This is a genomic window from Pseudomonas hormoni (assembly GCF_018502625.1).
GTDB lineage: Bacteria > Pseudomonadota > Gammaproteobacteria > Pseudomonadales > Pseudomonadaceae > Aquipseudomonas > Aquipseudomonas hormoni.
This window is the reverse complement of record NZ_CP075566.1, coordinates 5,062,927-5,088,219: the sequence shown is the minus strand read 5'-3', so window position 1 is coordinate 5,088,219 and position 25,293 is coordinate 5,062,927. Positions and strand designations below refer to the sequence as shown.

The window sequence follows — 25,293 nt, the reverse complement described above, 5'->3', positions numbered from 1 at the left end:
CGGCAAGCCGGTCTCGCTCCCACAAGGGTTTTGCTAACGGCAAAGATCCAATGTGGGAGCGAGACCGGCTTGCCGGCGATGGCGGCATAAGAAGCACCACAGACTGACCGTCCTATGGAAGACCTTATGACCTCTCCTATTTCCTTGACCATCGAAGCCGGCCTGCAAGCCGAACAGGATTTGCTGGCCTCAGTCTGCAGCGGCGACTCGGAATTCGGTCTGCTGTTCTGGCAGCCAAGTGACAAAGCACTGGTCATGCCACGCCGCTTGAATCGCCTGCCTGGTTTCGACGCCGCCTGCGAAGTATCTGCCGCCGCAGGTTGGCCAGTACTGTTGCGAGAAACCGGCGGCGAACCGGTGCCGCAATCGGCATCAACCATCAACATCGCGCTGGTCTACGCGCCGCCACGCAGCGAGGGCGACCAGAACCGCATCGAAACCGCTTATCGCCGACTCTGCGACCCGATTTGTCAGTTGCTGGATGAACTGGGCGGCGTTTCGTCTCTGGGCGAAGTGGATGGCGCATTCTGCGACGGCCGTTTCAACGTCAACCTCGACGGACGCAAGATGGTCGGCACCGCTCAGCGCTGGCGTCAAAGCAAGGGTGGTTCACGTCCGGTCGGGTTGGTGCATGGTGCTTTGTTGTTGGATGACGAGCGCGAATCGATGGTCGCGGCAGTCAATCGCTTCAACGAGGCGTGCGGTCTGGATCAGCGGGTTCGCGCCGAGAGCCACATCGCCTTGCATGAAAAATTTGCGGCGCCCGATGCACTGGAGCGGCTCGACGCGCTCTATCGCCAGTTGCTGGCGGACATGTTCAAGGTTTAGCGCGTACCGAAGACCACCATGGTCTTGCCTTTGACGTCGACCAGGTTGCGTTCCTCCAGATCCTTGAGGACGCGGCCAACCATCTCCCGGGAACACCCGACAATCCGCCCGATTTCCTGACGAGTCACCTTGATCTGCATGCCATCGGGATGGGTCATGGCGTCGGGCTGTTTGCACAATTCCAGCAAGCAACGCGCAACGCGCCCGGTGACGTCAAAGAACGCCAGGTCGCCGACCTTGCGGGTGGTGTTGCGCAGACGCTGTGCGATTTGTCCGCTCAGAACGTAAAGAATGTCTGGATCTTGCTGGGACAATTCGCGGAATTTTGCATAACTGATTTCCGCGACTTCGCACTCGATCTTGGCGCGCACCCAGGCGCTGCGTTCCTGTTCCAGGCCGGCCTGTTCAAACAGACCCAGCTCACCGAAAAAGTCCCCGGCGTTCAGGTAGGCAATGATCATTTCACGGCCATCGTCATCCTCGATCAGGATGGTGACCGAGCCTTTGATGATGAAGAACAGCGTCTCCGAGCGGTCGCCGGCACAAATGATGTTGCTCTTGGCCGCATAGCGACGACGCTGGCAATGCATCAACAGCTTGTCGACGTTCTTGATTTTGGGTGTAGGGGTAATAGCAACCATGGTTGTATCCCGAAAAGACTGCGCGGTGTGTTTGGTTTTTTTATGAGGCACTGAGGTTGCCGCGAAACTGGCTATGCGCCAGCGAATTGGCGCCAGCTTACCAGACACTTCCTGCAATATTCGAGAATTTACCTACGAAGCAGATGGTTATGTCCTAGGAAGGCGAGCGCTGTCAATCCAGGGCCCTGTGCTAAGCTGGCGACCCTTTTTTAGACAGTGGAGTCTTGGTGATGAAGGCACGCATCCAATGGGCTGGCGAAGCCATGTTCCTCGGCGAATCCGGTAGCGGTCATGTCGTGGTCATGGACGGTCCGCCCGATGCCGGTGGTCGTAATCTGGGTGTCCGGCCGATGGAAATGCTCCTGCTGGGTGTCGGCGGTTGCAGCAATTTCGATGTGGTCAGCATCCTCAAGAAGTCCCGTCAGGCCGTCGAAAGCTGTGAAGCCTTCCTCGAAGCCGAGCGTGCGACCGAGGACCCGAAGGTCTTCACCAAGATCCACATGCACTTCGTGGTCAAGGGCCGCGGGCTGAAAGAAGCCCAGGTCAAACGCGCCATCGAGCTGTCTGCCGAGAAGTATTGCTCGGCGTCGATCATGCTCGGCGCGGCCGGTGTTGCGATTACCCACGACTACGAAATCATCGAACTCGGTTGAATCGACATTCAACTATCATAAAAGCAGTGCAGACTCTGGCGATCCCAAGCTGACGTCTGCATAATGCGCCACTTTTTTCAGGGTAGTGGTCCGTCAGTCGACCGACCGCTTGCCCGAACAGACAACCAAAATCGCCATCGCGAAGAGGTGTTAACCGTCCTACGCAGGTGCGTCGTTCGCATCTGACGGGCATGCTTGATCACGCGGCCCGGGCCGCAATACATAGAGAGTTTTTAACGGTGAAAAGCAAACTCAAGCTCCACGGGTTCAATAACCTGACAAAGACCTTGAGCTTCAACATCTATGACATCTGCTACGCGGAAACCCCGCAAGACCAGCAGGCTTACGTCGAGTACATCAATGAAGAGTACAACGCGAAGCGCCTGACGCAGATCCTCACAGAAGTTGTCGATATCATTGGTGCCAACATCCTGAACATCGCCAGTCAGGACTACGACCCACAGGGCGCCAGCGTCACGATTCTGATTTCGGAAGAGCCGGTGACCCCGACCGACAGCCAGATCGAAGAATCCCCGGGCCCATTGCCCGAGATCATCCTGGCCCACCTCGACAAGAGCCACATCACGGTGCACACCTACCCGGAAATCCATCCGGACGCTGGTATTGCGACCTTCCGTGTGGACATTGACGTGTCTACCTGTGGCGTCATTTCACCGCTGAAAGCGCTCAACTTCCTGATTCACCAGTTCGATTCGGACATCGTGACCGTGGATTATCGTGTGCGCGGTTTCACCCGTGACGTCGAAGGCAACAAGCACTTCATCGATCACGAGATCAACTCGATTCAGAACTACCTCTCCGACGACACCCGCGACGCGTACCAGATGACCGACGTGAACGTGTACCAGGAAAACCTGTTCCACACCAAAATGCTGTTGAAGAACTTCGAGCTGGATAACTACCTGTTCGGCGACGCGACCAATAACCTGTCCCCTGAGCAGCGTGCTCAAGTGACCGACCGTGTGAAACACGAAATGCTCGAAATCTTCTACGCGCGCAACATGCCGACCTAAGACTTCGAACACAAAAAAGGCGACTACCTCACGGCAGTCGCCTTTTTTATGCCTGTCACAAAACACCTTGTGGGAGCGAGCCTGCTCGCGATGGACGTTAACGATAACGCGTGTTTTCTGGATAAACGCGTTGCCCTCAGGTTTATCGCGAGCAAGCTCGCTCCTACAAAAAATCTGAAATCAGATCCGATAAGTACTCTTGGTCATCACCTTGGCCATCAAACTCATCCCGAACTTCACCGGTGCCGGAAAACGAAAGCCCCCTGCCTCCAGCGCACTTTCGGCATGGTGCTCTTCATCAATCCGCATCTGCTCAAGAATCGCCCGGGATTTTTCGTCCTCGGCCGGCAGCTGCTCAAGGTGTTCATTCAGGTGCTTGCACACCTGATGCTCGGTAGCTGCAACAAAACCCAGGCTGACTTTGTCGCTGATCAACCCGGCCACCGCGCCAATGCCGAACGACATGCCGTAGAACAGCGGGTTGAGAATACTGGTGTGGCTGCCCAACTGCTTGATGCGTTGTTCGCACCAGACCAGGTGGTCGATTTCTTCTTCGGCAGCATGTTCCATGGCCGCGCGCACCTGCGGCAGCTTGGCGGTCAGGGCCTGGCCCTGATACAGCGCCTGGGCGCAGACTTCGCCGGTGTGGTTGATACGCATCAAACCGGCAACGTGCCGGGTGTCTTCGTCGCTCATTTGCGTTTCCGGCTGCACGATCGCGGGGGACGGACGGTACGGCTGGCCACTGAAGGGCAGCAGGGTACGCATCGCGGCATCGGCTTGCAGCAGAAGACGGTCAATCGGCGAGTAGTGACGTTGGGTAGTCATGCTGACCTCCGGGAAGAATCTCGGCGGCCAGTTTAACCCAATCGGCCAGGGAAGGTTTGCGCTGGGTCATGTGGATGTCACCGTGATCTGTAGGAGCGAGGCTTGCCCGCGAAAGCGATCTGACAGTCACCATTGATGTCGTCTGATAAACCGCCTTCGCGGGCAAGCCTCGCTCCTACAAAGGAGTGCGGTGCATCAGCCCGGCGGCCAGTGCATCTGGCGCTGACCCAGCACGTGCATATGAATGTGATACACGGTCTGTCCACCCAGTGGATTGCAGTTCATGACGACACGGAAACCTTCTTCGCAGCCCAGTTCCAGCGCCAGACGCTGGGCGGTGAACAGAATATGTCCGGCCAGTGCCTTATCGTCCTCGGTGAGGTCGTTGAGGGTGCGCACCGGCTTCTTCGGGATCACCAGAAAATGCACGGGTGCCTGTGGGGCGATGTCGTGGAAGGCCAGTACCTGGTCGTCCTCGTAAATGATCTTCGCCGGAATTTCCCGGTTGATGATCTTGGTGAACAGAGTATCCACAGCTGTTTTCTCCGTTGTTTGGGCTGGCCTGAGTGTACTCATGGGAGATGCACCAGCCCAGTGTTTTACCGTAGGACAGTTCAGCGCGGGCAGTAAGCCTTGTTGACCATGCCTGCGATTGTCCGGGTCAGCCAGCGCGAGCCGAGCCGTGGCAGGAAGGCGAACCAGCGGTTCAGGCGACCCGGAATGATAATGGCGCGATTTTTATCCAGCGCCCTCACGGTATAGAGCGCGACTTCCTCAGGACTCATCACCAGTTTGCTGTCGACCAGCTTGTCGGTGTCCAGTTGTGCGGTGCGGAAGAAGGCCGTGCGGGTCGGGCCGGGACAAAGCACCGAGACCTTGACCGCGCATTTCTTCAATTCAACGCGCAGTCCTTCGGAAAAGTGCAGTACATACGCCTTGCTGGCGTAGTAAGTGCTCATCCAGGGGCCGGGATGGAAGGCCGCGATCGAGGCGACATTCAAGATCTGCCCGCCACCCTGCAACGCCATGCTGTTGCCGATGGCGTGACACAGGCGGGTGAGCGCGAGGATGTTCACTTCGATCAGATCTTGTTCGGTCATCCAGTCCTGCGCCAGGAAGGGGCCGCAGGTACCGATGCCGGCGCAGTTCACCAGCAAGTCGATTTGCCGGTCACCTTCCTCCAGTTCCAGCAAAAACCCGGAAAGGCGCAGTGGCTCGCCGAGGTCGCAGGCGCGAAACAATACTTCCACACCAAAGCGTTGAGTCAGTTCAATCGCAATACTTTCCAGCTGATCACGCTGTCGGGCCACCAGAATCAGGCTGCGGCCACGGCGGGCCAGCGCTTCGGCCATCGCCAGGCCGATGCCGCTGGAAGCGCCAGTGATCAGAGCGTAACGGGTCATGCAGTTCTCCATCGCAACAGCTCCGCGCCGGCGACGCAGGTGTCACGGGCGGGGAGCGCTGTTCATTCTTTCGCAGAGTCTACAGGGGCCGGGGCTTCTTCGGCTTCCTCGTCTGCGGAATCGGGGGCTGCTTCGGCCTCTGCAGCAGGCTCGACTTCCACTTCGTCGGTGGTTACCGAGCCGCTGTCATAGCTGGTTTCGGCAGCGTTTTCGTACTCTTGCTGGATCGCACTGAAGCCGCCCGCCAACAGACCAATAAAGCCGAGGGCAATCACAACGACCCACAGCGAAGACAACACTTTTACCGCCGTGGTGTTCGGCGGTGGTGGAGGGCCGTAGCGATTGGCGATGTTGGTGCCTGGCACGCACATGATCACGAACGGAAAGAAGCTGCCCACGAACGGCACAAGATTCAGTAACCAGAGCCAGCCGGACCAGCCAATGTCGTGCAGGCGCTGTACGCTGATCTGAATGCTGACGACCGCAATGGCAATGCACAGAAAAAATGCCACCAGGCCTCCGACAATCAGGCCTGCGGTCGAATCACTACTGATCAGGGCGATGGCAAAAATCGCCACTACCGACCCGATGCCGAGCATGACCAGCGTCAGGACCATGGTCCAGGCCAGGTAGCGCAAACGGCCGATGCGTCCTTCTACACCAAAAGGCTTGAGCGTGCCGAACGGCGGCAGGTTTTCACCAACGGTGGCCCGCGGCGGTGCGTAGGGAGACTCGGGGTCTGCGAAGATCGGTTGGCTGCTGGCAGGGGCGTGGTGTTGAACATCGTCCAGGTTCAGTTCAATCGAGGGTTCGGCTTCGATACGGGCATCGATGCCGGTTTTCGTCAGCGCCTGAAGGTAGGTTTGCGCCTCGGTCTGCGACAGGCCTTGCTTGAGCGCAACCGTCTTCCCGGTGAACAGCCGTTCGATGGCCTCCACTTCGCTTTTGTACAACTGCGCCAGATTGAGTTTGGCAGAGGTGATGTCGACTCCCGGCAGCAGAGCGCCGTCGAATACGATCTTGAAACGGTTGTCGCTCATTGCGAGGCATCCTTGTCGCGAGTGTTTGAGTATTTAGAGTGCTGCGAGCACGGAGTGTAAGGCCAGCCGAGGATGGCTGGCCAAATTTTCCTGTCAGCGCGGCCAGCGTTTCGGTAGCTGTGCTGCCAGTTCCAGCGCCTTGCGGTATTCAGCGTCCAGCCGGGCGACCAATTGATCCACGCTCGGCAAATCATCGATCTCTCCGACGCCCTGGCCGGCGGACCACACGGTTTTCCAGGCCTTGGCTTCATCGCTCAATGGCTTGAGCTTGGAGCCGAAATTGACTTCGCCCTTGTTTTGCAACGCCGCCATGTCAAAACCGGCCGCTTCCAGGCTCTGACGCATAAAGCTCGCCGGTACGCCCGACACCGCCGGAGTATGGATGATGTCTGCCGCTCTGGAAGTCAGCAGCATCTCTTTGTAGGCGTCAGGTGCATGACTTTCAGCGGTGCCGATAAATCGCGTACCGAAGTAGGCCAGATCCGCGCCGAGCAATTGCGCAGCCAGAATCTCGTGGCCGTGGTTCAGGCAACCGGCCAGCAGCAGCGTCTTGTCGAAGAATTGGCGGATTTCGGCAATCAGCGAAAACGGGCTCCAGGTGCCCGCGTGTCCGCCGGCACCCGCGGCCACGGCAATCAAGCCATCAACGCCCGCTTCGGCGGCTTTCTCTGCGTGGCGACGGGTCGTCACGTCATGGAAAACCAGGCCTCCATAGCTGTGAACGGCATCGACCAGTTCTTTCACGGCGCCGAGGCTGGTGATCACGATCGGCACCTTGTGCTCGATGCAGATGTCCAGGTCCGCTTGCAGCCTTGGATTGCTGTTGTGGACGATCAGGTTCACCGCGTAAGGCGCCGGGTTCTCCAGTGTCGCCAACCCAGCTTCGATCTCTTCCAGCCAGGACTTGAAGCCGCTGCTCTCACGCTGGTTCAGCGCGGGGAAGCTGCCCACCACGCCATTACGGCAGCAGGCGAGTACCAATTGTGGATTGGAAATCAGGAACATCGGCGCCGCCACGACGGGCAGACGCAAACGTTGTTCGAGCAAAGCGGGCAGCGACATTGGAAGTACCCCGATGAGTGGTGCTGATTGAAGTTAGAACGGCCGAACGACGACCAGAATTACGATAGCCAGCAATATCAGAACCGGTACTTCATTGAACCAGCGATAAAAGACATGGCTGCGGGTGTTCTCGCCACGGGCAAAACGTTTCACCTGCGCGCCGCACATGTGGTGATATCCGATCAGGATTACCACCAGCGTCAACTTGGCGTGAATCCAGGCACCCTGACTGAAGATGGCCGGGTTCAGGCCGATCAGCGCGATGCCGAAAATCAGTGTGGCGATCATCGCCGGCCCCATGATGCCGCGGTACAGCTTGCGCTCCATCAGGCTGAAGCGTTCTTTGCTGACAGTGTCTTCGCTTTGGGCGTGATAGACGAACAGGCGCGGCAAGTAAAACAGGCCGGCAAACCAGCAGACCATGCTGATGATGTGAAGCGCTTTGAGCCACAGATAAAGCATTTTTAGTTATTCCCAGGTTCACGGTGGCAAAGATAGTAGAGGGTAGAGCGTCCGCACGTCACCTTGCCGGTTGTCGCAGGACGATACGGGCCCTATTATCGACGGCTTTCCAGTGGGTTCGTTGAGGGCAGGTTTATGGTCAAGGTCGGTATCGTCGGCGGCACGGGTTACACCGGTGTCGAACTGCTGCGTCTGTTGGCACAGCATCCGCAGGCAGAAGTGGTGGTGATCACTTCCCGATCCGAGGCCGGTCTGGCCGTGGCTGATATGTACCCGAACCTGCGCGGTCATTACGATGGCCTGGCGTTCAGCGTTCCGGACATCAAGACCCTGGGCGCCTGCGACGTGGTGTTCTTCGCCACGCCTCACGGTGTCGCCCACGCGCTGGCCGGTGAACTGCTGGCGGCCGGGACCAAGGTCATCGACCTGTCGGCGGACTTCCGTCTGCAAGACGCTGACGAATGGGCCAAGTGGTACGGCCAGCCTCACGGTGCGCCGGAACTGCTGGATGAAGCGGTCTACGGCTTGCCGGAGGTCAATCGCGAGCAGATCAAAAAGGCTCGCCTGATTGCCGTGCCAGGTTGCTACCCGACCGCTACGCAACTGGGTTTCCTGCCATTGCTCGAAGCTGGCCTGGCCGATACCACTCGCTTGATCGCTGACTGCAAATCCGGCGTGAGCGGTGCCGGTCGTGGCGCTTCCGTAGGTTCGCTGTACTCCGAGACATCGGAAAGCATGAAGGCCTATGCCGTCAAAGGTCACCGTCACTTGCCGGAAATTCGCCAGGGGCTGCGTCGTGCTGCAGGCAAGGACGTCGGGCTGACCTTCGTTCCGCACCTGACCCCGATGATTCGCGGCATTCACTCGACGCTCTACGCGACGGTCGTGGATCGCTCGGTGGATCTGCAGGCGCTGTTTGAAAAGCGTTATGCCAACGAACCGTTCGTTGATGTGATGCCAGCAGGCAGCCACCCGGAAACCCGCAGCGTGCGCGGCGCCAACGTCTGCCGTATCGCCGTGCATCGTCCGCAGGACGGTGATCTGGTGGTGGTGTTGTCGGTGATCGATAACCTGGTCAAAGGCGCGTCAGGTCAGGCAGTGCAGAACCTGAACATCCTGTTTGGGCTGGATGAGCGTCTGGGCCTGTCCCACGCCGGCATGCTGCCGTAAGGCTTTAGAGCCCGCTCAGCAAAAAGGCCCGTCAAACGGGCCTTTTTGCATTTCTGGCCGGCAATCGGGTTTATTGATATACCGTAACAATAGTTGACCGATTTTCTAGGAGAAGCGGATAATGCGCGTCATCACGCATTATGGCGGCGTAACGCCGGGAGATAGTTAGCATGAGCGTCGAATCCTTCACCCCCACGGCTTTGCAATTCACCCACGGTGCCGCGCACAAGGTGAAGAGCCTGGTCGATGAAGAGGGGAATGATCGCTTGAAGCTGCGCGTATTCGTTACGGGCGGCGGTTGTTCAGGTTTTCAGTACGGCTTTACCTTCGATGAAGAAGTGGCTGATGACGACACCATCGTCGAGCGCGAGGGTGTGAGTCTGGTCGTCGATCCGATGAGCTTCCAGTACCTGGCAGGCGCCGAGGTGGATTACCAGGAAGGTCTGGAAGGTTCGCGTTTCGTCATCAAGAACCCGAACGCTACCACCACGTGTGGCTGCGGCTCTTCGTTCTCGATCTGATCGCGCTTACCGCATAAACAAACGCCGCAGGACCTCAGGGGCCTGCGGCGTTTTGCTGTCCGGGATTCTGCTTCAGGCGGGGTAGATGGCGCCGAGTACGCGCAGGCCGCGGGCGCCGGTGACGCTTGGGCGGTTGGCGGCGATGCCTTCGAGGCAGCAGTGGGCCAGCCACGCGAAGGCCATGGCCTCTACCCAGTCGGGGTCAACGCCGTGAGTGGCTGTGCTGCTGACTTTGGCGTCAGGCAGCAGGCTGGCCAGGCGGTTCATCAATGTGGCGTTGTGTGCGCCGCCGCCGCAGACCAGCAACTCCCGGGTATCTGATTGAGCGCTTTGCAGTGATTCGGTGATGGTCAGTGCGGTCAGCTCAAGCAGCGTTGCTTGCACGTCTTCGGCGGCGAAGGCCGGCAGTTTTGACAGGTGCTGTGTCAGCCATGGCAAGTTGAACACTTCACGACCAGTACTTTTCGGGCCTTTAGTCACGAAGAATGGATCGCCGAGTAGCGCTTTCAGCAGGGCAGGTTCGACCTTGCCGCTGGCGGCCCATTGACCGTCGCGATCAAAGTTCTCGCCGCGTTGCTGATGAATCCAGGCGTCCAGCAACACGTTCCCCGGGCCGCAGTCGAAGCCCGCCACAGGTTTGCCGGGCTCGATCAGGCTGAGGTTGCTGAAGCCGCCAACATTCAGTACCGCGCGGTTGCCGGCCTGTTCTTCAAATAGCGTTTCGTGAAACGCTGGAACCAATGGTGCACCTTGCCCGCCAGCCGCAACGTCGCGACTGCGGAAGTCGCTGACCACGGTGATGCCGGTCAATTCGGTCAGCAGGGCAGGGTTGCCGATTTGCACCGTGAAGCCGCGCGCCGGTTCGTGGCGAATGGTCTGGCCGTGGCTGCCAATCGCGCGAATGTCTTCGGGTTTCAGGTTTTGTTGATCAAGAAGGGTATGAATGCCCTGCGCCGCCAGCTTTACCCAGTTCTGCTGCGCAATGGCTGAGCGGGCAATTTCGTCCGGGCCGCTGGAGCACAAGCCAAGCAGCTCAGTGCGCAGGGAGTCAGGCATGGGGATGTAGTGCGTGGCGATCAGCTTGATCGCCGGTGCCACCTCGACCAGCGCGATGTCCAGGCCGTCGAGGCTGGTACCGGACATCACACCTATATAGAGCGTCATGGCTTAGCGCTTGCTCGAAGCCAGTTGGGTGGACTTCTCTTGGTCCATGCGCGCCATCAGCGGCTGACTCTGCGCGAGGAAGCGAGCGCGTTCTGCTTTGGAAATCGGATCGGCCATCGCCACCTTTTGACCCAGCGGATCGACGTGCACACCATTGACCTGGAACTCGTAGTGCAGGTGCGGGCCAGTAGACAGACCAGTGGTGCCGATGTAGCCAATGACTTGACCCTGCTTTACAGAGCTACCGGTCTGGACGCCTTTGGCAAATCCCTGCATGTGGCCATACAGCGTGCGATAGGTGTTGCCGTGTTGAATGATCACGGTATTGCCGTAGCCGCCGCGGCGACCGGCCAACAACACTTTGCCGTCGCCGGCCGCCTTGATTGGCGTGCCGCGAGGAGCTGCGTAATCGACACCTTTGTGGGCGCGGATCTTGTTCAGGATCGGGTGCTTGCGGCCCATGGAAAACTTGGAGCTGATGCGGGCGAAGTCTACCGGCGTGCGAATAAACGCCTTGCGCATGCTGTTGCCGTCAGCGGTGTAGTAGCTGCTGTTGCCTTGTTTGTTGGTGTAACGCACGGCGGTGTAGGTCTTGCCGCGGTTGGTAAAGCGCGCAGAGAGGATCGGCCCGTTACCGACGGCCTTGCCATTGACGACTTTCTGTTCGTAGATCACGTCGAATTCGTCACCCTGGCGAATATCCTGGGCGAAGTCGACGTCATAGCCAAACACGCTGGCCATATCCATGGTCAGGCTGTGGGACAGGCCGGCGCGAGCGGCGGATTGCGACAGCGAGCTGTTGATCACGCCATGAACGTAGGCAGAACGCACAGTAGGCTTGGCGGTAATTCTGTTGAATGCATAACCCTTGTCATTCTTGGTCAGTGTGATGCTTTCGAGGTCGCTGACCTTGCTATGCAGGTTGATTAGCTGGCCTTCTGGGTTCAGTTCAAACTCGAGTTTCTGGCCATGTTTGAGCTGGCTGAACTGCTTGGCCTGCTTGTCGCTGGCCAGTACTTCATGCACCGACGCGGCTGGAAGACCGACTTTCTCGAACAGGGTAGAGAGCGTGTCGCCTTTGGCGACGATCACTTCCCTGTGATTGGGTGCCTTCTTTTCTTCGACAACCGGCGCAGGTGCGGCCTGAGCGGTTTCCGGGGTGTCTTCGGCGCTGCTTTCGATCTGCGCGAAAGGGGAAGTTGCCGGTTCATTTGTGGCTTGGACCGCGTCGGCAGCGTCTTGATCTTGTGTCAGTTGTTCAGCAGGGCTATCCAGTTCAAGACTCAGGGTCGTCTTTTTGGCTTCTACATCACTGGAAGGAAATACCAGAAGCGCCAGGCTCAGAAGGGCGGCGATGCCACTTGCTGCGAGCAGGTGGGTCTTCGGGTAAAGCGGTGGCGCTTTAGACGATTCTTTGGTCATAGGTAATTTTGACTTTGAAAAAAGATGAATTGGAAAAGATGAATGACATGATGAAGATGAAATAACTGTATAAAATATAACCAAATCATCTCTGAAGCAAGTCCGTGGTCACTCTGCCAGCGGATTGGCGTCATTGCGCCGGCCAAACTTTGTATTTGACGCGTGATCTTGTATGGTTGGTCCCCTTTGAATTCGAGCCTTGCGGGTCTGTTATGAAGTCGGTTGAAGAGCAGCTAGCGCTGATCAAACGTGGTGCGGAAGAACTGTTGGTCGAGTCCGAGCTGATCGAAAAGCTCAAGCGTGGCCAGCCGCTGCGTATTAAGGCAGGCTTCGATCCGACTGCGCCGGATTTGCACCTGGGTCACACCGTGCTTATTAATAAGCTGCGTCAGTTCCAGGAGCTGGGGCATCAGGTGATCTTCCTTATAGGTGACTTCACCGGGATGATCGGTGATCCGAGCGGCAAGAGCGCAACGCGTCCACCGCTTACCCGTGAGCAGGTTCTCGAGAATGCCGAGACCTACAAGACTCAAGTCTTCAAGATTCTTGATCCGGCGAAAACCGAAGTGGCGTTCAACTCCACCTGGATGGACCAGATGGGGCCGGCCGACTTCATACGCCTGACATCGCAGTACACCGTTGCACGCATGCTCGAGCGTGACGACTTCGACAAGCGATACACGACCAATCAGCCAATCGCCATTCACGAGTTCCTCTATCCGCTGGTTCAGGGTTACGACTCGGTCGCCTTGCGCGCGGATGTCGAGTTGGGCGGCACCGACCAGAAGTTCAACCTGCTGATGGGGCGTGAGCTGCAGCGTGGTTACGGGCAGGAGGCTCAGTGCATTCTGACTATGCCATTGCTCGAAGGCTTGGATGGCGTGAAGAAGATGTCCAAATCGTTGGGCAACTACGTCGGCATCCAGGAGGCGCCGGGTGTGATGTACGGCAAGCTGGTTTCCATTCCGGATGCGCTGATGTGGCGTTACTTCGAATTGCTCAGCTTCCGCTCCATGGACGAGATCAATGCATTCCGTGCTGATGTCGAGGCAGGTGCCAATCCGCGTGACATCAAGATCAAGCTGGCCGAAGAGATCGTTGCACGCTTCCATGGTGAAGAGGCTGCAGCCAATGCTCACCGTGCCGCGGGTAACCGCATGAAGGATGGCGAGCTGCCGGATGATTTGCCGGAAATCGAATTGACCGCTACCGAAGATATGCCGATCGCTGCCGTCCTTAATAAGGCCGGTCTCGTGAAGAACTCGGCGGTGGCGCGTGATCTCCTGAATTCTGGCGGTGTTCGTATAGATGGTGAGGTTGTCGATCGCACCTTTATATACGCACTGGGCGCGACCCATGTTTGCCAGGCTGGAAAGAAGGCGTTTGCGCGTATTTCGCTTAAAACCGAATAAAGCTGAAGTTAAGGGTTGACGGCAGATTCTGGAAGTCTATAATTCGCCCCACTTCCGGCGCAGTCGAAACGGAAAACTCCTTGGTAAACAAAGAGTTACGCAGTTTTCGACAGCGAGTTGCTTCAGTTCATCGAGGCCTGGAAGGAGTTGAAAGAGCGGTGTTGTTGGGCTCTTTTGACGGTTCGATCGTCTCGGTCGAAAGCGGAGAAAAAGAGGTGTTGACAGCAGCGAACAACGCTGTAGAATTCGCCTCCCGCTAACGAGAGATCGGAAGCGCAAGTGGTTGAAGTTGCAAAGGAAACTTTGAAAACTTCTGAAAATAACCGCTTGACAGATACAGAGGACGCTGTAGAATGCGCGCCTCGGTTGAGACGAAAGATCTTAACCAACCGCTCTTTAACAACTGAATCAAGCAATTCGTGTGGGTGCTTGTGGAGTCAGACTGATAGTCAACAAGATTATCAGCATCACAAGTTACTCCGCGAGAAATCAAAGATGTAACCAACGATTGCTGAGCCAAGTTTAGGGTTTCTTAAAAACCCAAAGATGTTTGAACTGAAGAGTTTGATCATGGCTCAGATTGAACGCTGGCGGCAGGCCTAACACATGCAAGTCGAGCGGTAGAGAGAAGCTTGCTTCTCTTGAGAGCGGCGGACGGGTGAGTAATGCCTAGGAATCTGCCTGGTAGTGGGGGATAACGCTCGGAAACGGACGCTAATACCGCATACGTCCTACGGGAGAAAGCAGGGGACCTTCGGGCCTTGCGCTATCAGATGAGCCTAGGTCGGATTAGCTAGTTGGTGAGGTAATGGCTCACCAAGGCGACGATCCGTAACTGGTCTGAGAGGATGATCAGTCACACTGGAACTGAGACACGGTCCAGACTCCTACGGGAGGCAGCAGTGGGGAATATTGGACAATGGGCGAAAGCCTGATCCAGCCATGCCGCGTGTGTGAAGAAGGTCTTCGGATTGTAAAGCACTTTAAGTTGGGAGGAAGGGCAGTAAATTAATACTTTGCTGTTTTGACGTTACCGACAGAATAAGCACCGGCTAACTCTGTGCCAGCAGCCGCGGTAATACAGAGGGTGCAAGCGTTAATCGGAATTACTGGGCGTAAAGCGCGCGTAGGTGGTTTGTTAAGTTGGATGTGAAATCCCCGGGCTCAACCTGGGAACTGCATTCAAAACTGACAAGCTAGAGTATGGTAGAGGGTGGTGGAATTTCCTGTGTAGCGGTGAAATGCGTAGATATAGGAAGGAACACCAGTGGCGAAGGCGACCACCTGGACTGATACTGACACTGAGGTGCGAAAGCGTGGGGAGCAAACAGGATTAGATACCCTGGTAGTCCACGCCGTAAACGATGTCAACTAGCCGTTGGGAGCCTTGAGCTCTTAGTGGCGCAGCTAACGCATTAAGTTGACCGCCTGGGGAGTACGGCCGCAAGGTTAAAACTCAAATGAATTGACGGGGGCCCGCACAAGCGGTGGAGCATGTGGTTTAATTCGAAGCAACGCGAAGAACCTTACCAGGCCTTGACATCCAATGAACTTTCCAGAGATGGATTGGTGCCTTCGGGAACATTGAGACAGGTGCTGCATGGCTGTCGTCAGCTCGTGTCGTGAGATGTTGGGTTAAGTCCCGTAACGAGCGCAACCCTTGTCCTTAGTTACCAGCACGTAATGGTGGGCACTCTAAGGAGACTGCCGGTGACAAACCGGAGGAAGGTGGGGATGACGTCAAGTCATCATGGCCCTTACGGCCTGGGCTACACACGTGCTACAATGGTCGGTACAGAGGGTTGCCAAGCCGCGAGGTGGAGCTAATCCCAGAAAACCGATCGTAGTCCGGATCGCAGTCTGCAACTCGACTGCGTGAAGTCGGAATCGCTAGTAATCGCGAATCAGAATGTCGCGGTGAATACGTTCCCGGGCCTTGTACACACCGCCCGTCACACCATGGGAGTGGGTTGCACCAGAAGTAGCTAGTCTAACCTTCGGGAGGACGGTTACCACGGTGTGATTCATGACTGGGGTGAAGTCGTAACAAGGTAGCCGTAGGGGAACCTGCGGCTGGATCACCTCCTTAATCGACGACATCAGCTGCTCCATAAGTTCCCACACGAATTGCTTGATTCATTGAAGAAGACGATAAGAAGCAGCCCGAAATTGGGTCTGTAGCTCAGTTGGTTAGAGCGCACCCCTGATAAGGGTGAGGTCGGCAGTTCGAATCTGCCCAGACCCACCAATTTTTGTGTGGGATCCTGTAGCAATACGGGGCCATAGCTCAGCTGGGAGAGCGCCTGCCTTGCACGCAGGAGGTCAACGGTTCGATCCCGTTTGGCTCCACCACTACTGCTTCTGATTGTATAAAGCTTAGAAATGAGCATTCCATCGTGATGGTGATGAATGTTGATTTCTAGTCTTTGGCTAGATCGTTCTTTAAAAATTTGGGTATGTGATAGAAAGATAGACTGAACGTTACTTTCACTGGTAACGGATCAGGCTAAGGTAAAATTTGTGAGTTTAATCGCGAATTTTCGGCGAATGTCGTCTTCACAGTATAACCAGATTGCTTGGGGTTATATGGTCAAGTGAAGAAGCGCATACGGTGGATGCCTTGGCAGTCAGAGGCGATGAAAGACGTGGTAGCCTGCGAAAAGCTTCGGGGAGTCGGCAAACAGACTTTGATCCGGAGATGTCTGAATGGGGGAACCCACCTAACATAAGTTAGGTATCTTAAGCTGAATACATAGGCTTAAGAAGCGAACCAGGGGAACTGAAACATCTAAGTACCCTGAGGAAAAGAAATCAACCGAGATTCCCTTAGTAGTGGCGAGCGAACGGGGACTAGCCCTTAAGTTGATTTGAGATTAGCGGAACGCTCTGGAAAGTGCGGCCATAGTGGGTGATAGCCCTGTACGCGAAAATCTCTTATCAATGAAATCGAGTAGGACGGAGCACGAGAAACTTTGTCTGAATATGGGGGGACCATCCTCCAAGGCTAAATACTACTGACTGACCGATAGTGAACTAGTACCGTGAGGGAAAGGCGAAAAGAACCCCGGAGAGGGGAGTGAAATAGATCCTGAAACCGTATGCGTACAAGCAGTGGGAGCCCACTTTGTTGGGTGACTGCGTACCTTTTGTATAATGGGTCAGCGACTTATTTTCAGTGGCGAGCTTAACCGAATAGGGGAGGCGTAGCGAAAGCGAGTCTTAATAGGGCGTCTAGTCGCTGGGAATAGACCCGAAACCGGGCGATCTATCCATGGGCAGGTTGAAGGTTGGGTAACACTAACTGGAGGACCGAACCGACTACCGTTGAAAAGTTAGCGGATGACCTGTGGATCGGAGTGAAAGGCTAATCAAGCTCGGAGATAGCTGGTTCTCCTCGAAAGCTATTTAGGTAGCGCCTCATGTATCACTGTAGGGGTAGAGCACTGTTTCGGCTAGGGGGTCATCCCGACTTACCAAACCGATGCAAACTCCGAATACCTACAAGTGCCGAGCATGGGAGACACACGGCGGGTGCTAACGTCCGTCGTGAAAAGGGAAACAACCCAGACCGTCAGCTAAGGTCCCAAAGTTATGGTTAAGTGGGAAACGATGTGGGAAGGCTTAGACAGCTAGGAGGTTGGCTTAGAAGCAGCCACCCTTTAAAGAAAGCGTAATAGCTCACTAGTCGAGTCGGCCTGCGCGGAAGATGTAACGGGGCTCAAACCATACACCGAAGCTACGGGTATCACTTAGGTGATGCGGTAGAGGAGCGTTCTGTAAGCCTGTGAAGGTGAGTTGAGAAGCTTGCTGGAGGTATCAGAAGTGCGAATGCTGACATGAGTAACGACAATGGGTGTGAAAAACACCCACGCCGAAAGACCAAGGTTTCCTGCGCAACGTTAATCGACGCAGGGTTAGTCGGTCCCTAAGGCGAGGCTGAAAAGCGTAGTCGATGGAAAACAGGTTAATATTCCTGTACTTCTGGTTATTGCGATGGAGGGACGGAGAAGGCTAGGCCAGCTTGGCGTTGGTTGTCCAAGTTTAAGGTGGTAGGCTGGAATCTTAGGTAAATCCGGGATTCTAAGGCCGAGAGCTGATGACGAGTGTTCTTTTAGAACACGAAGTGGTTGATGCCATGCTTCCAAGAAAAGCTTCTAAGCTTCAGGTAACCAGGAACCGTACCCCAAACCGACACAGGTGGTTGGGTAGAGAATACCAAGGCGCTTGAGAGAACTCGGGTGAAGGAACTAGGCAAAATGGCACCGTAACTTCGGGAGAAGGTGCGCCGGTGAGGGTGAAGGACTTGCTCCGTAAGCCCATGCCGGTCGAAGATACCAGGCCGCTGCGACTGTTTATTAAAAACACAGCACTCTGCAAACACGAAAGTGGACGTATAGGGTGTGACGCCTGCCCGGTGCCGGAAGGTTAATTGATGGGGTTAGCTAACGCGAAGCTCTTGATCGAAGCCCCGGTAAACGGCGGCCGTAACTATAACGGTCCTAAGGTAGCGAAATTCCTTGTCGGGTAAGTTCCGACCTGCACGAATGGCGTAACGATGGCGGCGCTGTCTCCACCCGAGACTCAGTGAAATTGAAATCGCTGTGAAGATGCAGTGTATCCGCGGCTAGACGGAAAGACCCCGTGAACCTTTACTATAGCTTTGCACTGGACTTTGAATTTGCTTGTGTAGGATAGGTGGGAGGCTTTGAAGCGTGGACGCCAGTTCGCGTGGAGCCAACCTTGAAATACCACCCTGGCAACTTTGAGGTTCTAACTCAGGTCCGTTATCCGGATCGAGGACAGTGTATGGTGGGTAGTTTGACTGGGGCGGTCTCCTCCTAAAGAGTAACGGAGGAGTACGAAGGTGCGCTCAGACCGGTCGGAAATCGGTCGTAGAGTATAAAGGCAAAAGCGCGCTTGACTGCGAGACAGACACGTCGAGCAGGTACGAAAGTAGGTCTTAGTGATCCGGTGGTTCTGTATGGAAGGGCCATCGCTCAACGGATAAAAGGTACTCCGGGGATAACAGGCTGATACCGCCCAAGAGTTCATATCGACGGCGGTGTTTGGCACCTCGATGTCGGCTCATCACATCCTGGGGCTGAAGCCGGTCCCAAGGGTATGGCTGTTCGCCATTTAAAGTGGTACGCGAGCTGGGTTTAGAACGTCGTGAGACAGTTCGGTCCCTATCTGCCGTGGACGTTTGAGATTTGAGAGGGGCTGCTCCTAGTACGAGAGGACCGGAGTGGACGAACCTCTGGTGTTCCGGTTGTCACGCCAGTGGCATTGCCGGGTAGCTATGTTCGGAATAGATAACCGCTGAAAGCATCTAAGCGGGAAACTAGCCTCAAGATGAGATCTCACTGGGACCTTGAGTCCCCTGAAGGGCCGTCGAAGACTACGACGTTGATAGGTTGGGTGTGTAAGCGCTGTGAGGCGTTGAGCTAACCAATACTAATTGCCCGTGAGGCTTGACCATATAACACCCAAGTAATTTGACTACTCGAAAGAGCATCAGATTGCGGTGTGTGAAGACGAAACGAACCGAAAGTTCGAGAAACAAACACACAAACTATCGCATACCCATTCGCTGGAGCGTGAACCGTAAGGTACACGAGCTGGCTACCGAATTTCTTGACGACCATAGAGCATTGGAACCACCTGATCCCATCCCGAACTCAGCAGTGAAACGATGCATCGCCGATGGTAGTGTGGGGTTTCCCCATGTGAGAGTAGGTCATCGTCAAGATTAAATTCCGAAACCCCTATCTGCGTATGCAGGTAGGGGTTTTGTTTTGCCCGCAGGAAAATCTGCCCAAGACGGTTTCTATGCAACAGATCAAGGCGTGGCTATTATGCGGGCCTCATTGTGAGGCGAGACTTGCATGCTGACATTGTTAAAGCTTCTTAAGGATGGCCGATTCCATTCAGGTCAGGCCCTGGGCGCCGCTTTGGGTGTCAGTCGTAGCGCTGTATGGAAACAACTTCAGCTTTTAGAAGCTGAGCTTGGCTTGTCTATTCACAAGGTGCGAGGGCGCGGTTATCAGCTGGCTTCGCCGTTGACACTGCTTGATTCTGTCGCGATAGCAGGGCAGGCGCCTTCTTGTGATTGGCCCATTCTTGTTTTCGATTCAATTGACTCCACTAATGCTGAGGCGTTACGTGCAATTGATCGTGGCCAAACAGCGCCATTCCTTGTGCTCGCCGAGCGGCAGACGTCTGGTCGTGGGCGCCGTGGGCGTAAGTGGGCGAGTCCTTTCGCAGAAAATATCTATTACAGTCTGGTGCTGCGTATTGAGGGTGGCATGCGCCAGCTCGAAGGCTTGAGCCTTGTTGTCGGGCTCGCCGTCATGCAAACCTTGAGGGGGCTGGGTGTTTCGGAAGCGGGTTTGAAGTGGCCGAACGATGTTCTGGTTGGTCAGAAAAAAATCGCGGGAATACTGCTCGAGTTGGTTGGGGATCCGGCTGACGTGTGTCATGTGGTGCTGGGTGTTGGAATTAATGTGAATATGCAGATGACAGATGAGGTTGATCAGCAGTGGACGTCCATGCGGCTCGAGTCGGGGCGGGAATTCGATCGCAATCATCTAGTCGCACAGTTGGGTCAGATGCTCCAGGTCTATTTGGGGCGGCATCAGGTCGACGGATTTCCCGCTATCCAGGCTGAGTGGGAGCAAAATCATCTATGGCAGGGGCGGGCGGTGTCGTTGATCGCTGGTTTTAACCAAATAGATGGTGAAGTGCTGGGTATTGATAGTCAGGGTGCTCTGCGCTTGAAGGTGAGTGGTGTGGAAAAGGTATTTAGTGGTGGTGAGCTCAGCTTGAGGTTGCGTGATGATTCTTGAGCTTGACTGCGGAAACAGTTTCATCAAATGGCGGGTGCTGGAGGCCGAGGCTAGTCAAACGGTCGGTGAGGGGGTTGTCGATTCGAATCTCGCGTTGCTGGAGAGTTTGAATGCGCTCAATGGCCTTGCTCTCAGGTTTTGCCGTTTGGTCAGTGTCAGGACCGCGGATGAAACTGGCGCACTGATTTCCCTGCTGTCAGATGCTTTCGAAGTGTCTGTAGTGTGCGCTGCGCCTGCGCTAGAAATGTCCGGAGTTCGCAACGGTTATGAAGAGTTCGAGCGACTTGGGCTCGATCGCTGGCTGGCGATGCTAGGAGGATTCCATTTGGCATCGGGTGCCTGCCTTGTGCTCGATTTTGGTACTGCTGTCACAGCGGACTTCGTTGCCAGCGATGGGCAGCATCTTGGAGGATTCATCTGTCCGGGAATGCCGTTGATGCGTAACCAGCTGCGTACCCATACCCGTAAAATTCGTTACGGCGATGTGGCTGCCGAGCGTGCCCTGGAGAGTCTTGTCCCTGGCCGGACGACCGTCGAGGCGGTCGAGCGAGGTTGCTCACTGATGCTCAGAGGCTTTGTTCTCACTCAGCTAGAGCTCGCGCGCAGCTATTGGGGTGCGGATTTTTCCGTATTCCTCACCGGTGGGGATGCGGAGCTGGTCTCCGAAATCGTGCCTGAGGCCGAAGTCGTTCCTGATTTGGTGTTCGTAGGGTTGGCGATGGCGTGTCCCTTGTCCTGAGGTTCTTATGCGTTGGTTGTTCCTGCTGCTGCTTGTTCTCAATGTGTTTTATTACATCTGGCATCAACAAGAGGCCCCTCTGCGCGCAAAGGATGTAACTCCTTTGAGCTTGTACCGGGGCAGTCAGCAAGATATTCGCCTGTTGAGCGAGACGACGGATGTTGCTCGCGATAAAGGAAAGCCTGTTCAGGCAGACAGCAATTGTCTTTACCTGGGTGGTTTTCCGCGTCAGGAGGCCGTGCAGCCGCTTGAGCGGCGTCTGACGGGTATGGAAATCAAGTATCAGTCCTTGGCGAAGGATCTTCCTGAATTCGCTGGTTACTGGGTTCGCGTGGCCCCAGAAAGCCGGCGCTGGCTGGATGATGTGCAACTGCAAAACCTTTCCAGAGAATTCAATGAGTTAAAACATAAAATAATGCCGTGCGAGGGGGTTGCACCCGCTGAATAGTTTGCATAGAATGGCGCCCGCTTCGCAGTGAAGACCTTTAAAGGTTAACGGTGCAAAGCGAGGTCAACGCAGCTAACCTCAGGTTTTTAATGAGAAAATGCTTGACAGAAGGCTGGCATGATATAGAATGCCGGCTCGCTTAGGAGGGGTTCCCGAGCGGCCAAAGGGATCAGACTGTAAATCTGACGTCTACGACTTCGAAGGTTCGAATCCTTCCCCCTCCACCATTTTTAGCGAGAGCTGCAAGCCTCGCGGGTATAGTTTAGTGGTAGAACCTCAGCCTTCCAAGCTGATGATGCGGGTTCGATTCCCGCTACCCGCTCCAAGTTTGCAGGTTTTGCGCAGTGTTGCGCTCTTGTAGCTCAGTTGGTAGAGCACACCCTTGGTAAGGGTGAGGTCAGCGGTTCAAATCCGCTCAAGAGCTCCATATAACAAGGCAGATATGAAAATATCTGCCTTTGTTTTAATGGTCTGGTTGTGTTTCGTTGTTCCAGGGGTGGTTTGAACTCCGGTGATGGTGAGGCGCAAAGGCTATTGAGTAAATTGTTGTAATGTCTTTTTTGGGCCGGCATAATGGTCGGCCTGATTTTGTTTTAGGTCAGTAGCTCAATTGGCAGAGCGACGGTCTCCAAAACCGTAGGTTGGGGGTTCGATTCCCTCCTGACCTGCCAGATTCGCTTGGTGGGTCTGGCTTTCTTTTCACAGGATCTTCATAGATGACTCCTAAAGCTGAAGCTCAAGGCTCTCGCTTCGATCTGCTCAAGTGGCTAGTAGTAGTCGCTTTGGTGGTTGTTGGCGTTGTTGGCAATCAGTATTACTCTGCTTCGCCGATCCTGTACCGCGTGCTGGCATTGCTTGTCATTGCTGCTGTGGCTGCCTTTGTAGGCCTGCAGACAGTCAAGGGCAAGTCTTTCTTTGTACTGGTTAAGGAAGCTCGCACTGAGATTCGTAAAGTCGTATGGCCAACTCGCCAAGAAACCACGCAGACCACGTTGATCGTTGTGGCTGTTGTTCTGGTAATGGCGTTGCTGTTGTGGGGGCTTGATTCCCTGCTCGGCTGGCTTGTTTCCTTGATTGTCGGCTAAGGGTGTCCCGTGGCTAAGCGTTGGTACGTTGTGCATGCTTACTCCGGTTACGAGAAGCATGTCATGCGCTCGTTGGTAGAGCGCGTAAAGCTGGCTGGCATGGAAGATGGCTTTGGCGAAATTCTGGTTCCCACTGAAGAAGTGGTTGAAATGCGTAATGGCCAGAAACGCAAAAGCGAGCGCAAGTTCTTCCCAGGTTATGTGCTGGTTCAGATGGACATGAACGAGGGTACTTGGCACTTGGTCAAGGATACTCCTCGGGTGATGGGTTTCATCGGCGGTACTGCTGATAAGCCTGCACCGATTACAGATAAAGAGGCAGAAGCGATTCTGCGTCGTGTTGCTGATGGTAGCGACAAGCCGAAGCCGAAGACGTTGTTCGAGCCAGGCGAGTCGGTGCGTGTCAATGACGGGCCGTTTGCCGACTTTACCGGTACGGTTGAAGAAGTTAACTACGAAAAGAGCCGGATCCAAGTGGCAGTGCTCATTTTCGGTCGCTCTACTCCGGTAGAGCTCGAGTTCAGCCAGGTCGAAAAGGTCTAGCTGGGCAAGCATCCCAACCCCGCAGCCCTAGGCTGTGGGGTTTTGTCGTCACTGGGATAAACGCGCAAGTAACCGGGGAGCCTTTCGAGGCGTTCGAACCCGTAATTGGAGTGCCTCATGGCCAAGAAGATTACCGCTTACATCAAGCTGCAAGTGAAGGCCGCTCAGGCTAACCCAAGCCCACCTGTTGGTCCTGCTCTGGGTCAGCACGGCGTGAACATCATGGAATTCTGCAAGGCTTTCAACGCCCGTACTCAGGGTATTGAGCCAGGTCTGCCGACTCCAGTGATCATCACTGTCTACAGCGACCGTAGCTTCACTTTCGAAACCAAATCCACCCCTGCTTCGGTTCTGCTGAAGAAGGCGGCCGGTCTGACTAGCGGTTCCGCTCGTCCGAACACCGTTAAGGTTGGCACCGTGACTCGTGCTCAGCTGGAAGATATCGCGAAAGTTAAAAACGCGGATCTGACTGCAGCTGATATGGAAGCAGCCGTGCGTACCATCGCCGGTTCTGCTCGTAGCATGGGCCTTAACGTGGAGGGTGTGTAATGGCTAAGTTGACCAAGCGTCAAAAGGCTATCGCCGGCAAAATCGAAGCAGGCAAGTCCTACAACTTTGTAGACGCTGCTGCTCTGCTGGCTGAGCTGTCGACTGTCAAGTTCAGCGAGTCGTTCGACGTTGCTGTGAACCTCGGCGTTGACCCGCGTAAATCCGACCAGGTCGTTCGTAGCGCTACTGTGCTGCCACACGGCACTGGCAAGACTGTTCGCGTTGCTGTGTTCACCCAGGGTCCAGCTGCTGAGGCCGCTCTGGCTGCCGGCGCTGACCGTGTAGGTATGGACGACCTGGCTGCCGAAATGAAAGGCGGCGACCTGAACTATGACGTAGTGATCGCATCCCCGGATGCAATGCGCGTTGTAGGTCAGTTGGGTCAGATCCTCGGTCCACGTGGCCTGATGCCTAACCCTAAAGTCGGCACCGTAACTCCAGACGTAGCCACCGCGGTTAAAAACGCCAAGGCTGGTCAGGTTCGTTATCGCACCGACAAAAACGGCATCATCCACACTTCCGTTGGCAAGATCGGCTTCGATGCCGTCAAGCTGAAGGAAAACGTTGAAGCCCTGATCGCTGATCTGAAGCGTATCAAGCCAGCTTCTTCGAAAGGCATTTATGTCAAGCGCGTTACCCTGAGCACCACTATGGGCCCAGGTCTGGTCATCGACCAAAGCTCGCTCGACGCGTAAGACACAAGTTGGCGCAAGTGATTGCGCCAATTGAAAGATTGGGGTCCCTGCCTGGCGGGGGCTATCCAAGACCGTAGGCGGCGCAAGTCTTAAACCTCAAGCCTACGCAGATGGTGCTCCCGGTTCCTTACCGAATCAGACACCAAAACGACATCTGGCCTCGGTTGGATGAAACGGTAACAAGCAGGAGTTTTTCCCGTGGCAATTAAACTTGAAGACAAGAAGGCCATCGTCGCTGAAGTCAACAAGGCTGCCCAAGTTGCTCTGTCCGCTGTCGTGGCTGATGCCCGTGGCGTAACAGTAGGCGCTATGACCGGACTCCGTAAAGAGGCTCGTGAAGCTGGCGTTTACGTACGTGTTGTACGTAACACCCTGCTCAAGCGCGCCGTTGCTGGCACTCAATATGACGTGCTCAACGACGTGTTCACTGGCCCGACCTTGATTGCATTCTCCAAAGAACATCCGGGCGCTGCTGCTCGTATCTTCAAGGAATTTGCAAAAGGTCAGGATAAGTTCGAGATCAAGGCAGCTGCGTTCGAGGGCAAGTTCCTCGCGGCTAATCAGATCGACGTACTGGCAAGCCTGCCGACCCGTGACGAAGCAATTTCTCAGCTGATGAGCGTGATTCAAGGCGCAACCAGCAAATTGGCTCGTACTCTGGCGGCTCTTCGCGACCAGAAAGAAGCTGCTGCAGCCTAAGGCTGAGCGACTTCTTTCAGCGTTTATTGTTTATTTCGATGGCCGCGTAG

At 55.5% G+C, this 25,293-nt stretch carries 23 protein-coding genes, 6 tRNA genes and 3 rRNA genes; 23 read left to right on the top strand and 9 right to left on the bottom strand.

The features are described 5' to 3' along the window. Nucleotides 1–126 precede the first annotated feature (126 nt). Entirely contained in the window at nucleotides 127–828 is a 702-nt protein-coding gene (locus tag KJF94_RS23755) for a lipoate--protein ligase family protein (RefSeq protein ID WP_214379197.1), read from the top strand. Here KJF94_RS23755 and crp read toward each other — a convergent pair. After that, nucleotides 825–1,469 carry a cAMP-activated global transcriptional regulator CRP gene (gene crp, locus KJF94_RS23750; protein WP_214379195.1) on the bottom strand — a complete coding sequence of 215 codons (645 nt, stop codon included), beginning with the start codon at nucleotides 1,467–1,469 and terminating at the stop codon, nucleotides 825–827. The genes KJF94_RS23755 and crp overlap by 4 nt on opposite strands. Before the next feature lie 230 nt (nucleotides 1,470–1,699). On the opposite strand from crp, the gene KJF94_RS23745 reads away from it, so the two are divergent. Both KJF94_RS23745 and speD read left to right on the top strand, forming a co-directional pair. Next, the gene (locus KJF94_RS23745) at nucleotides 1,700–2,122 is read left to right on the top strand and encodes an OsmC family protein (RefSeq protein ID WP_007941657.1); all 423 of its coding nucleotides are present in this window, start codon (nucleotides 1,700–1,702) and stop codon (nucleotides 2,120–2,122) included. 239 nt (nucleotides 2,123–2,361) lie between these two features. Further along, a complete protein-coding gene (gene speD / locus KJF94_RS23740; protein WP_214379193.1) occupies nucleotides 2,362–3,156 on the top strand; it encodes an adenosylmethionine decarboxylase in 795 nt (264 codons plus the stop codon). A gap of 180 nt (nucleotides 3,157–3,336) precedes the next feature. Here the strand turns inward: speD and coq7 are convergent, their stop codons facing one another. From coq7 to hemJ, 6 genes are all read right to left on the bottom strand, one after another. Then, nucleotides 3,337–3,984, bottom strand: coding sequence for a 2-polyprenyl-3-methyl-6-methoxy-1,4-benzoquinone monooxygenase (gene coq7 / locus KJF94_RS23735; protein ID WP_017341092.1), 648 nt, complete (start codon nucleotides 3,982–3,984; stop codon nucleotides 3,337–3,339). Nucleotides 3,985–4,179: 195 nt separating this feature from the next. Beyond that, complete coding sequence (locus KJF94_RS23730; protein ID WP_150800425.1) at nucleotides 4,180–4,518, bottom strand: histidine triad nucleotide-binding protein; 339 nt, start codon at nucleotides 4,516–4,518, stop codon at nucleotides 4,180–4,182. Nucleotides 4,519–4,598: 80 nt separating this feature from the next. Further along, entirely contained in the window at nucleotides 4,599–5,387 is a 789-nt protein-coding gene (locus KJF94_RS23725; RefSeq protein ID WP_214379191.1) for an SDR family NAD(P)-dependent oxidoreductase, read from the bottom strand. A 62-nt stretch (nucleotides 5,388–5,449) separates the two neighbouring features. Next, nucleotides 5,450–6,427, bottom strand: coding sequence for a DUF805 domain-containing protein (locus KJF94_RS23720; protein WP_214379189.1), 978 nt, complete (start codon nucleotides 6,425–6,427; stop codon nucleotides 5,450–5,452). A gap of 93 nt (nucleotides 6,428–6,520) precedes the next feature. Further along, nucleotides 6,521–7,489: an NAD(P)H-dependent flavin oxidoreductase gene (locus tag KJF94_RS23715; protein ID WP_214379187.1), complete on the bottom strand. Its 969-nt coding sequence runs from the start codon at nucleotides 7,487–7,489 to the stop codon at nucleotides 6,521–6,523. Nucleotides 7,490–7,522: 33 nt separating this feature from the next. Continuing rightward, entirely contained in the window at nucleotides 7,523–7,951 is a 429-nt protein-coding gene (gene hemJ / locus KJF94_RS23710; protein ID WP_214379184.1) for a protoporphyrinogen oxidase HemJ, read from the bottom strand. A 135-nt stretch (nucleotides 7,952–8,086) separates the two neighbouring features. On the opposite strand from hemJ, the gene argC reads away from it, so the two are divergent. Together argC and erpA are read left to right on the top strand one after the other, a co-directional pair. After that, complete coding sequence (gene argC / locus KJF94_RS23705) at nucleotides 8,087–9,121, top strand: N-acetyl-gamma-glutamyl-phosphate reductase (RefSeq protein WP_084323888.1); 1,035 nt, start codon at nucleotides 8,087–8,089, stop codon at nucleotides 9,119–9,121. A 170-nt stretch (nucleotides 9,122–9,291) separates the two neighbouring features. Beyond that, complete coding sequence (erpA, locus tag KJF94_RS23700) at nucleotides 9,292–9,642, top strand: iron-sulfur cluster insertion protein ErpA (RefSeq protein WP_007906865.1); 351 nt, start codon at nucleotides 9,292–9,294, stop codon at nucleotides 9,640–9,642. Nucleotides 9,643–9,714: 72 nt separating this feature from the next. On the opposite strand, the gene KJF94_RS23695 is transcribed toward erpA, so the two are convergent. Further along, a complete protein-coding gene (locus tag KJF94_RS23695; protein ID WP_214379182.1) occupies nucleotides 9,715–10,806 on the bottom strand; it encodes an anhydro-N-acetylmuramic acid kinase in 1,092 nt (363 codons plus the stop codon). 3 nt (nucleotides 10,807–10,809) lie between these two features. Beyond that, complete coding sequence (locus KJF94_RS23690; protein ID WP_214379180.1) at nucleotides 10,810–12,228, bottom strand: peptidoglycan DD-metalloendopeptidase family protein; 1,419 nt, start codon at nucleotides 12,226–12,228, stop codon at nucleotides 10,810–10,812. A 212-nt stretch (nucleotides 12,229–12,440) separates the two neighbouring features. Between KJF94_RS23690 and tyrS the strand changes: the two genes are divergently transcribed. The 18 genes from tyrS (at nucleotide 12,441) to rplJ (ending at nucleotide 25,243) form a co-directional block, all read left to right on the top strand. After that, nucleotides 12,441–13,640, top strand: a complete 1,200-nt coding sequence (gene tyrS / locus KJF94_RS23685; protein ID WP_214379178.1) for a tyrosine--tRNA ligase — start codon at nucleotides 12,441–12,443, stop codon at nucleotides 13,638–13,640. A gap of 552 nt (nucleotides 13,641–14,192) precedes the next feature. Then, nucleotides 14,193–15,729: ribosomal RNA gene (locus tag KJF94_RS23680) — 16S ribosomal RNA — on the top strand. A gap of 82 nt (nucleotides 15,730–15,811) precedes the next feature. Beyond that, nucleotides 15,812–15,888: transfer RNA gene (locus KJF94_RS23675), tRNA-Ile, on the top strand. A 28-nt stretch (nucleotides 15,889–15,916) separates the two neighbouring features. Further along, nucleotides 15,917–15,992: transfer RNA gene (locus KJF94_RS23670), tRNA-Ala, on the top strand. Nucleotides 15,993–16,228: 236 nt separating this feature from the next. Next, nucleotides 16,229–19,119, top strand: a 23S ribosomal RNA gene (locus KJF94_RS23665). Between the two features lie 154 nt (nucleotides 19,120–19,273). Beyond that, nucleotides 19,274–19,389, top strand: a 5S ribosomal RNA gene (gene rrf / locus KJF94_RS23660). Together the 16S, 23S and 5S rRNA genes with 2 tRNA genes alongside form the textbook arrangement of a ribosomal RNA operon. Before the next feature lie 136 nt (nucleotides 19,390–19,525). Then, complete coding sequence (gene birA / locus KJF94_RS23655) at nucleotides 19,526–20,485, top strand: bifunctional biotin--[acetyl-CoA-carboxylase] ligase/biotin operon repressor BirA (protein WP_214379176.1); 960 nt, start codon at nucleotides 19,526–19,528, stop codon at nucleotides 20,483–20,485. Further along, nucleotides 20,475–21,224 carry a pantothenate kinase gene (locus tag KJF94_RS23650; RefSeq protein WP_214379174.1) on the top strand — a complete coding sequence of 250 codons (750 nt, stop codon included), beginning with the start codon at nucleotides 20,475–20,477 and terminating at the stop codon, nucleotides 21,222–21,224. The genes birA and KJF94_RS23650 overlap by 11 nt, the downstream gene beginning before the upstream one ends. Before the next feature lie 7 nt (nucleotides 21,225–21,231). Continuing rightward, on the top strand, nucleotides 21,232–21,672 hold the full coding sequence (locus KJF94_RS23645; RefSeq protein ID WP_214379172.1) for a hypothetical protein: 441 nt from the start codon (nucleotides 21,232–21,234) through the stop codon (nucleotides 21,670–21,672). 142 nt (nucleotides 21,673–21,814) lie between these two features. After that, nucleotides 21,815–21,899: transfer RNA gene (locus KJF94_RS23640), tRNA-Tyr, on the top strand. Between the two features lie 24 nt (nucleotides 21,900–21,923). Further along, nucleotides 21,924–21,997: transfer RNA gene (locus KJF94_RS23635), tRNA-Gly, on the top strand. Between the two features lie 26 nt (nucleotides 21,998–22,023). Continuing rightward, nucleotides 22,024–22,099: transfer RNA gene (locus KJF94_RS23630), tRNA-Thr, on the top strand. Between the two features lie 168 nt (nucleotides 22,100–22,267). After that, nucleotides 22,268–22,343: transfer RNA gene (locus KJF94_RS23625), tRNA-Trp, on the top strand. A 45-nt stretch (nucleotides 22,344–22,388) separates the two neighbouring features. Beyond that, nucleotides 22,389–22,757, top strand: a complete 369-nt coding sequence (gene secE / locus KJF94_RS23620) for a preprotein translocase subunit SecE (protein ID WP_007896620.1) — start codon at nucleotides 22,389–22,391, stop codon at nucleotides 22,755–22,757. 9 nt (nucleotides 22,758–22,766) lie between these two features. Beyond that, nucleotides 22,767–23,300: a transcription termination/antitermination protein NusG gene (nusG, locus tag KJF94_RS23615; protein WP_007896622.1), complete on the top strand. Its 534-nt coding sequence runs from the start codon at nucleotides 22,767–22,769 to the stop codon at nucleotides 23,298–23,300. A 117-nt stretch (nucleotides 23,301–23,417) separates the two neighbouring features. Next, the gene (gene rplK / locus KJF94_RS23610) at nucleotides 23,418–23,849 is read left to right on the top strand and encodes a 50S ribosomal protein L11 (protein ID WP_017341076.1); all 432 of its coding nucleotides are present in this window, start codon (nucleotides 23,418–23,420) and stop codon (nucleotides 23,847–23,849) included. Further along, nucleotides 23,849–24,544: a 50S ribosomal protein L1 gene (gene rplA, locus KJF94_RS23605; RefSeq protein ID WP_008041297.1), complete on the top strand. Its 696-nt coding sequence runs from the start codon at nucleotides 23,849–23,851 to the stop codon at nucleotides 24,542–24,544. The genes rplK and rplA overlap by 1 nt, the downstream gene beginning before the upstream one ends. Nucleotides 24,545–24,742: 198 nt before the next feature. Further along, nucleotides 24,743–25,243: a 50S ribosomal protein L10 gene (gene rplJ, locus KJF94_RS23600; protein WP_010467255.1), complete on the top strand. Its 501-nt coding sequence runs from the start codon at nucleotides 24,743–24,745 to the stop codon at nucleotides 25,241–25,243. The last annotated feature ends 50 nt before the right edge of the window (nucleotides 25,244–25,293 follow it).

Excerpts from the sequence above, each read along its gene's own strand:
- crp (WP_214379195.1), bottom strand. The coding sequence starts at position 1,469 with ATGGTTGCTATTACCCCTACACCCAAAATCAAGAACGTCGACAAGCTG.
- secE (WP_007896620.1), top strand. The coding sequence starts at position 22,389 with ATGACTCCTAAAGCTGAAGCTCAAGGCTCTCGCTTCGATCTGCTCAAG.
- KJF94_RS23755 (WP_214379197.1), top strand. The coding sequence starts at position 127 with ATGACCTCTCCTATTTCCTTGACCATCGAAGCCGGCCTGCAAGCCGAA.
- KJF94_RS23650 (WP_214379174.1), top strand. The coding sequence starts at position 20,475 with ATGATTCTTGAGCTTGACTGCGGAAACAGTTTCATCAAATGGCGGGTG.
- tyrS (WP_214379178.1), top strand. The coding sequence starts at position 12,441 with ATGAAGTCGGTTGAAGAGCAGCTAGCGCTGATCAAACGTGGTGCGGAA.
- coq7 (WP_017341092.1), bottom strand. The coding sequence starts at position 3,984 with ATGACTACCCAACGTCACTACTCGCCGATTGACCGTCTTCTGCTGCAA.
- argC (WP_084323888.1), top strand. The coding sequence starts at position 8,087 with ATGGTCAAGGTCGGTATCGTCGGCGGCACGGGTTACACCGGTGTCGAA.
- KJF94_RS23645 (WP_214379172.1), top strand. The coding sequence starts at position 21,232 with ATGCGTTGGTTGTTCCTGCTGCTGCTTGTTCTCAATGTGTTTTATTAC.
- rplK (WP_017341076.1), top strand. The coding sequence starts at position 23,418 with ATGGCCAAGAAGATTACCGCTTACATCAAGCTGCAAGTGAAGGCCGCT.
- hemJ (WP_214379184.1), bottom strand. The coding sequence starts at position 7,951 with ATGCTTTATCTGTGGCTCAAAGCGCTTCACATCATCAGCATGGTCTGC.
- KJF94_RS23695 (WP_214379182.1), bottom strand. The coding sequence starts at position 10,806 with ATGACGCTCTATATAGGTGTGATGTCCGGTACCAGCCTCGACGGCCTG.
- KJF94_RS23720 (WP_214379189.1), bottom strand. The coding sequence starts at position 6,427 with ATGAGCGACAACCGTTTCAAGATCGTATTCGACGGCGCTCTGCTGCCG.
- KJF94_RS23690 (WP_214379180.1), bottom strand. The coding sequence starts at position 12,228 with ATGACCAAAGAATCGTCTAAAGCGCCACCGCTTTACCCGAAGACCCAC.
- erpA (WP_007906865.1), top strand. The coding sequence starts at position 9,292 with ATGAGCGTCGAATCCTTCACCCCCACGGCTTTGCAATTCACCCACGGT.
- KJF94_RS23745 (WP_007941657.1), top strand. The coding sequence starts at position 1,700 with ATGAAGGCACGCATCCAATGGGCTGGCGAAGCCATGTTCCTCGGCGAA.
- KJF94_RS23715 (WP_214379187.1), bottom strand. The coding sequence starts at position 7,489 with ATGTCGCTGCCCGCTTTGCTCGAACAACGTTTGCGTCTGCCCGTCGTG.
- rplA (WP_008041297.1), top strand. The coding sequence starts at position 23,849 with ATGGCTAAGTTGACCAAGCGTCAAAAGGCTATCGCCGGCAAAATCGAA.
- birA (WP_214379176.1), top strand. The coding sequence starts at position 19,526 with ATGCTGACATTGTTAAAGCTTCTTAAGGATGGCCGATTCCATTCAGGT.
- KJF94_RS23725 (WP_214379191.1), bottom strand. The coding sequence starts at position 5,387 with ATGACCCGTTACGCTCTGATCACTGGCGCTTCCAGCGGCATCGGCCTG.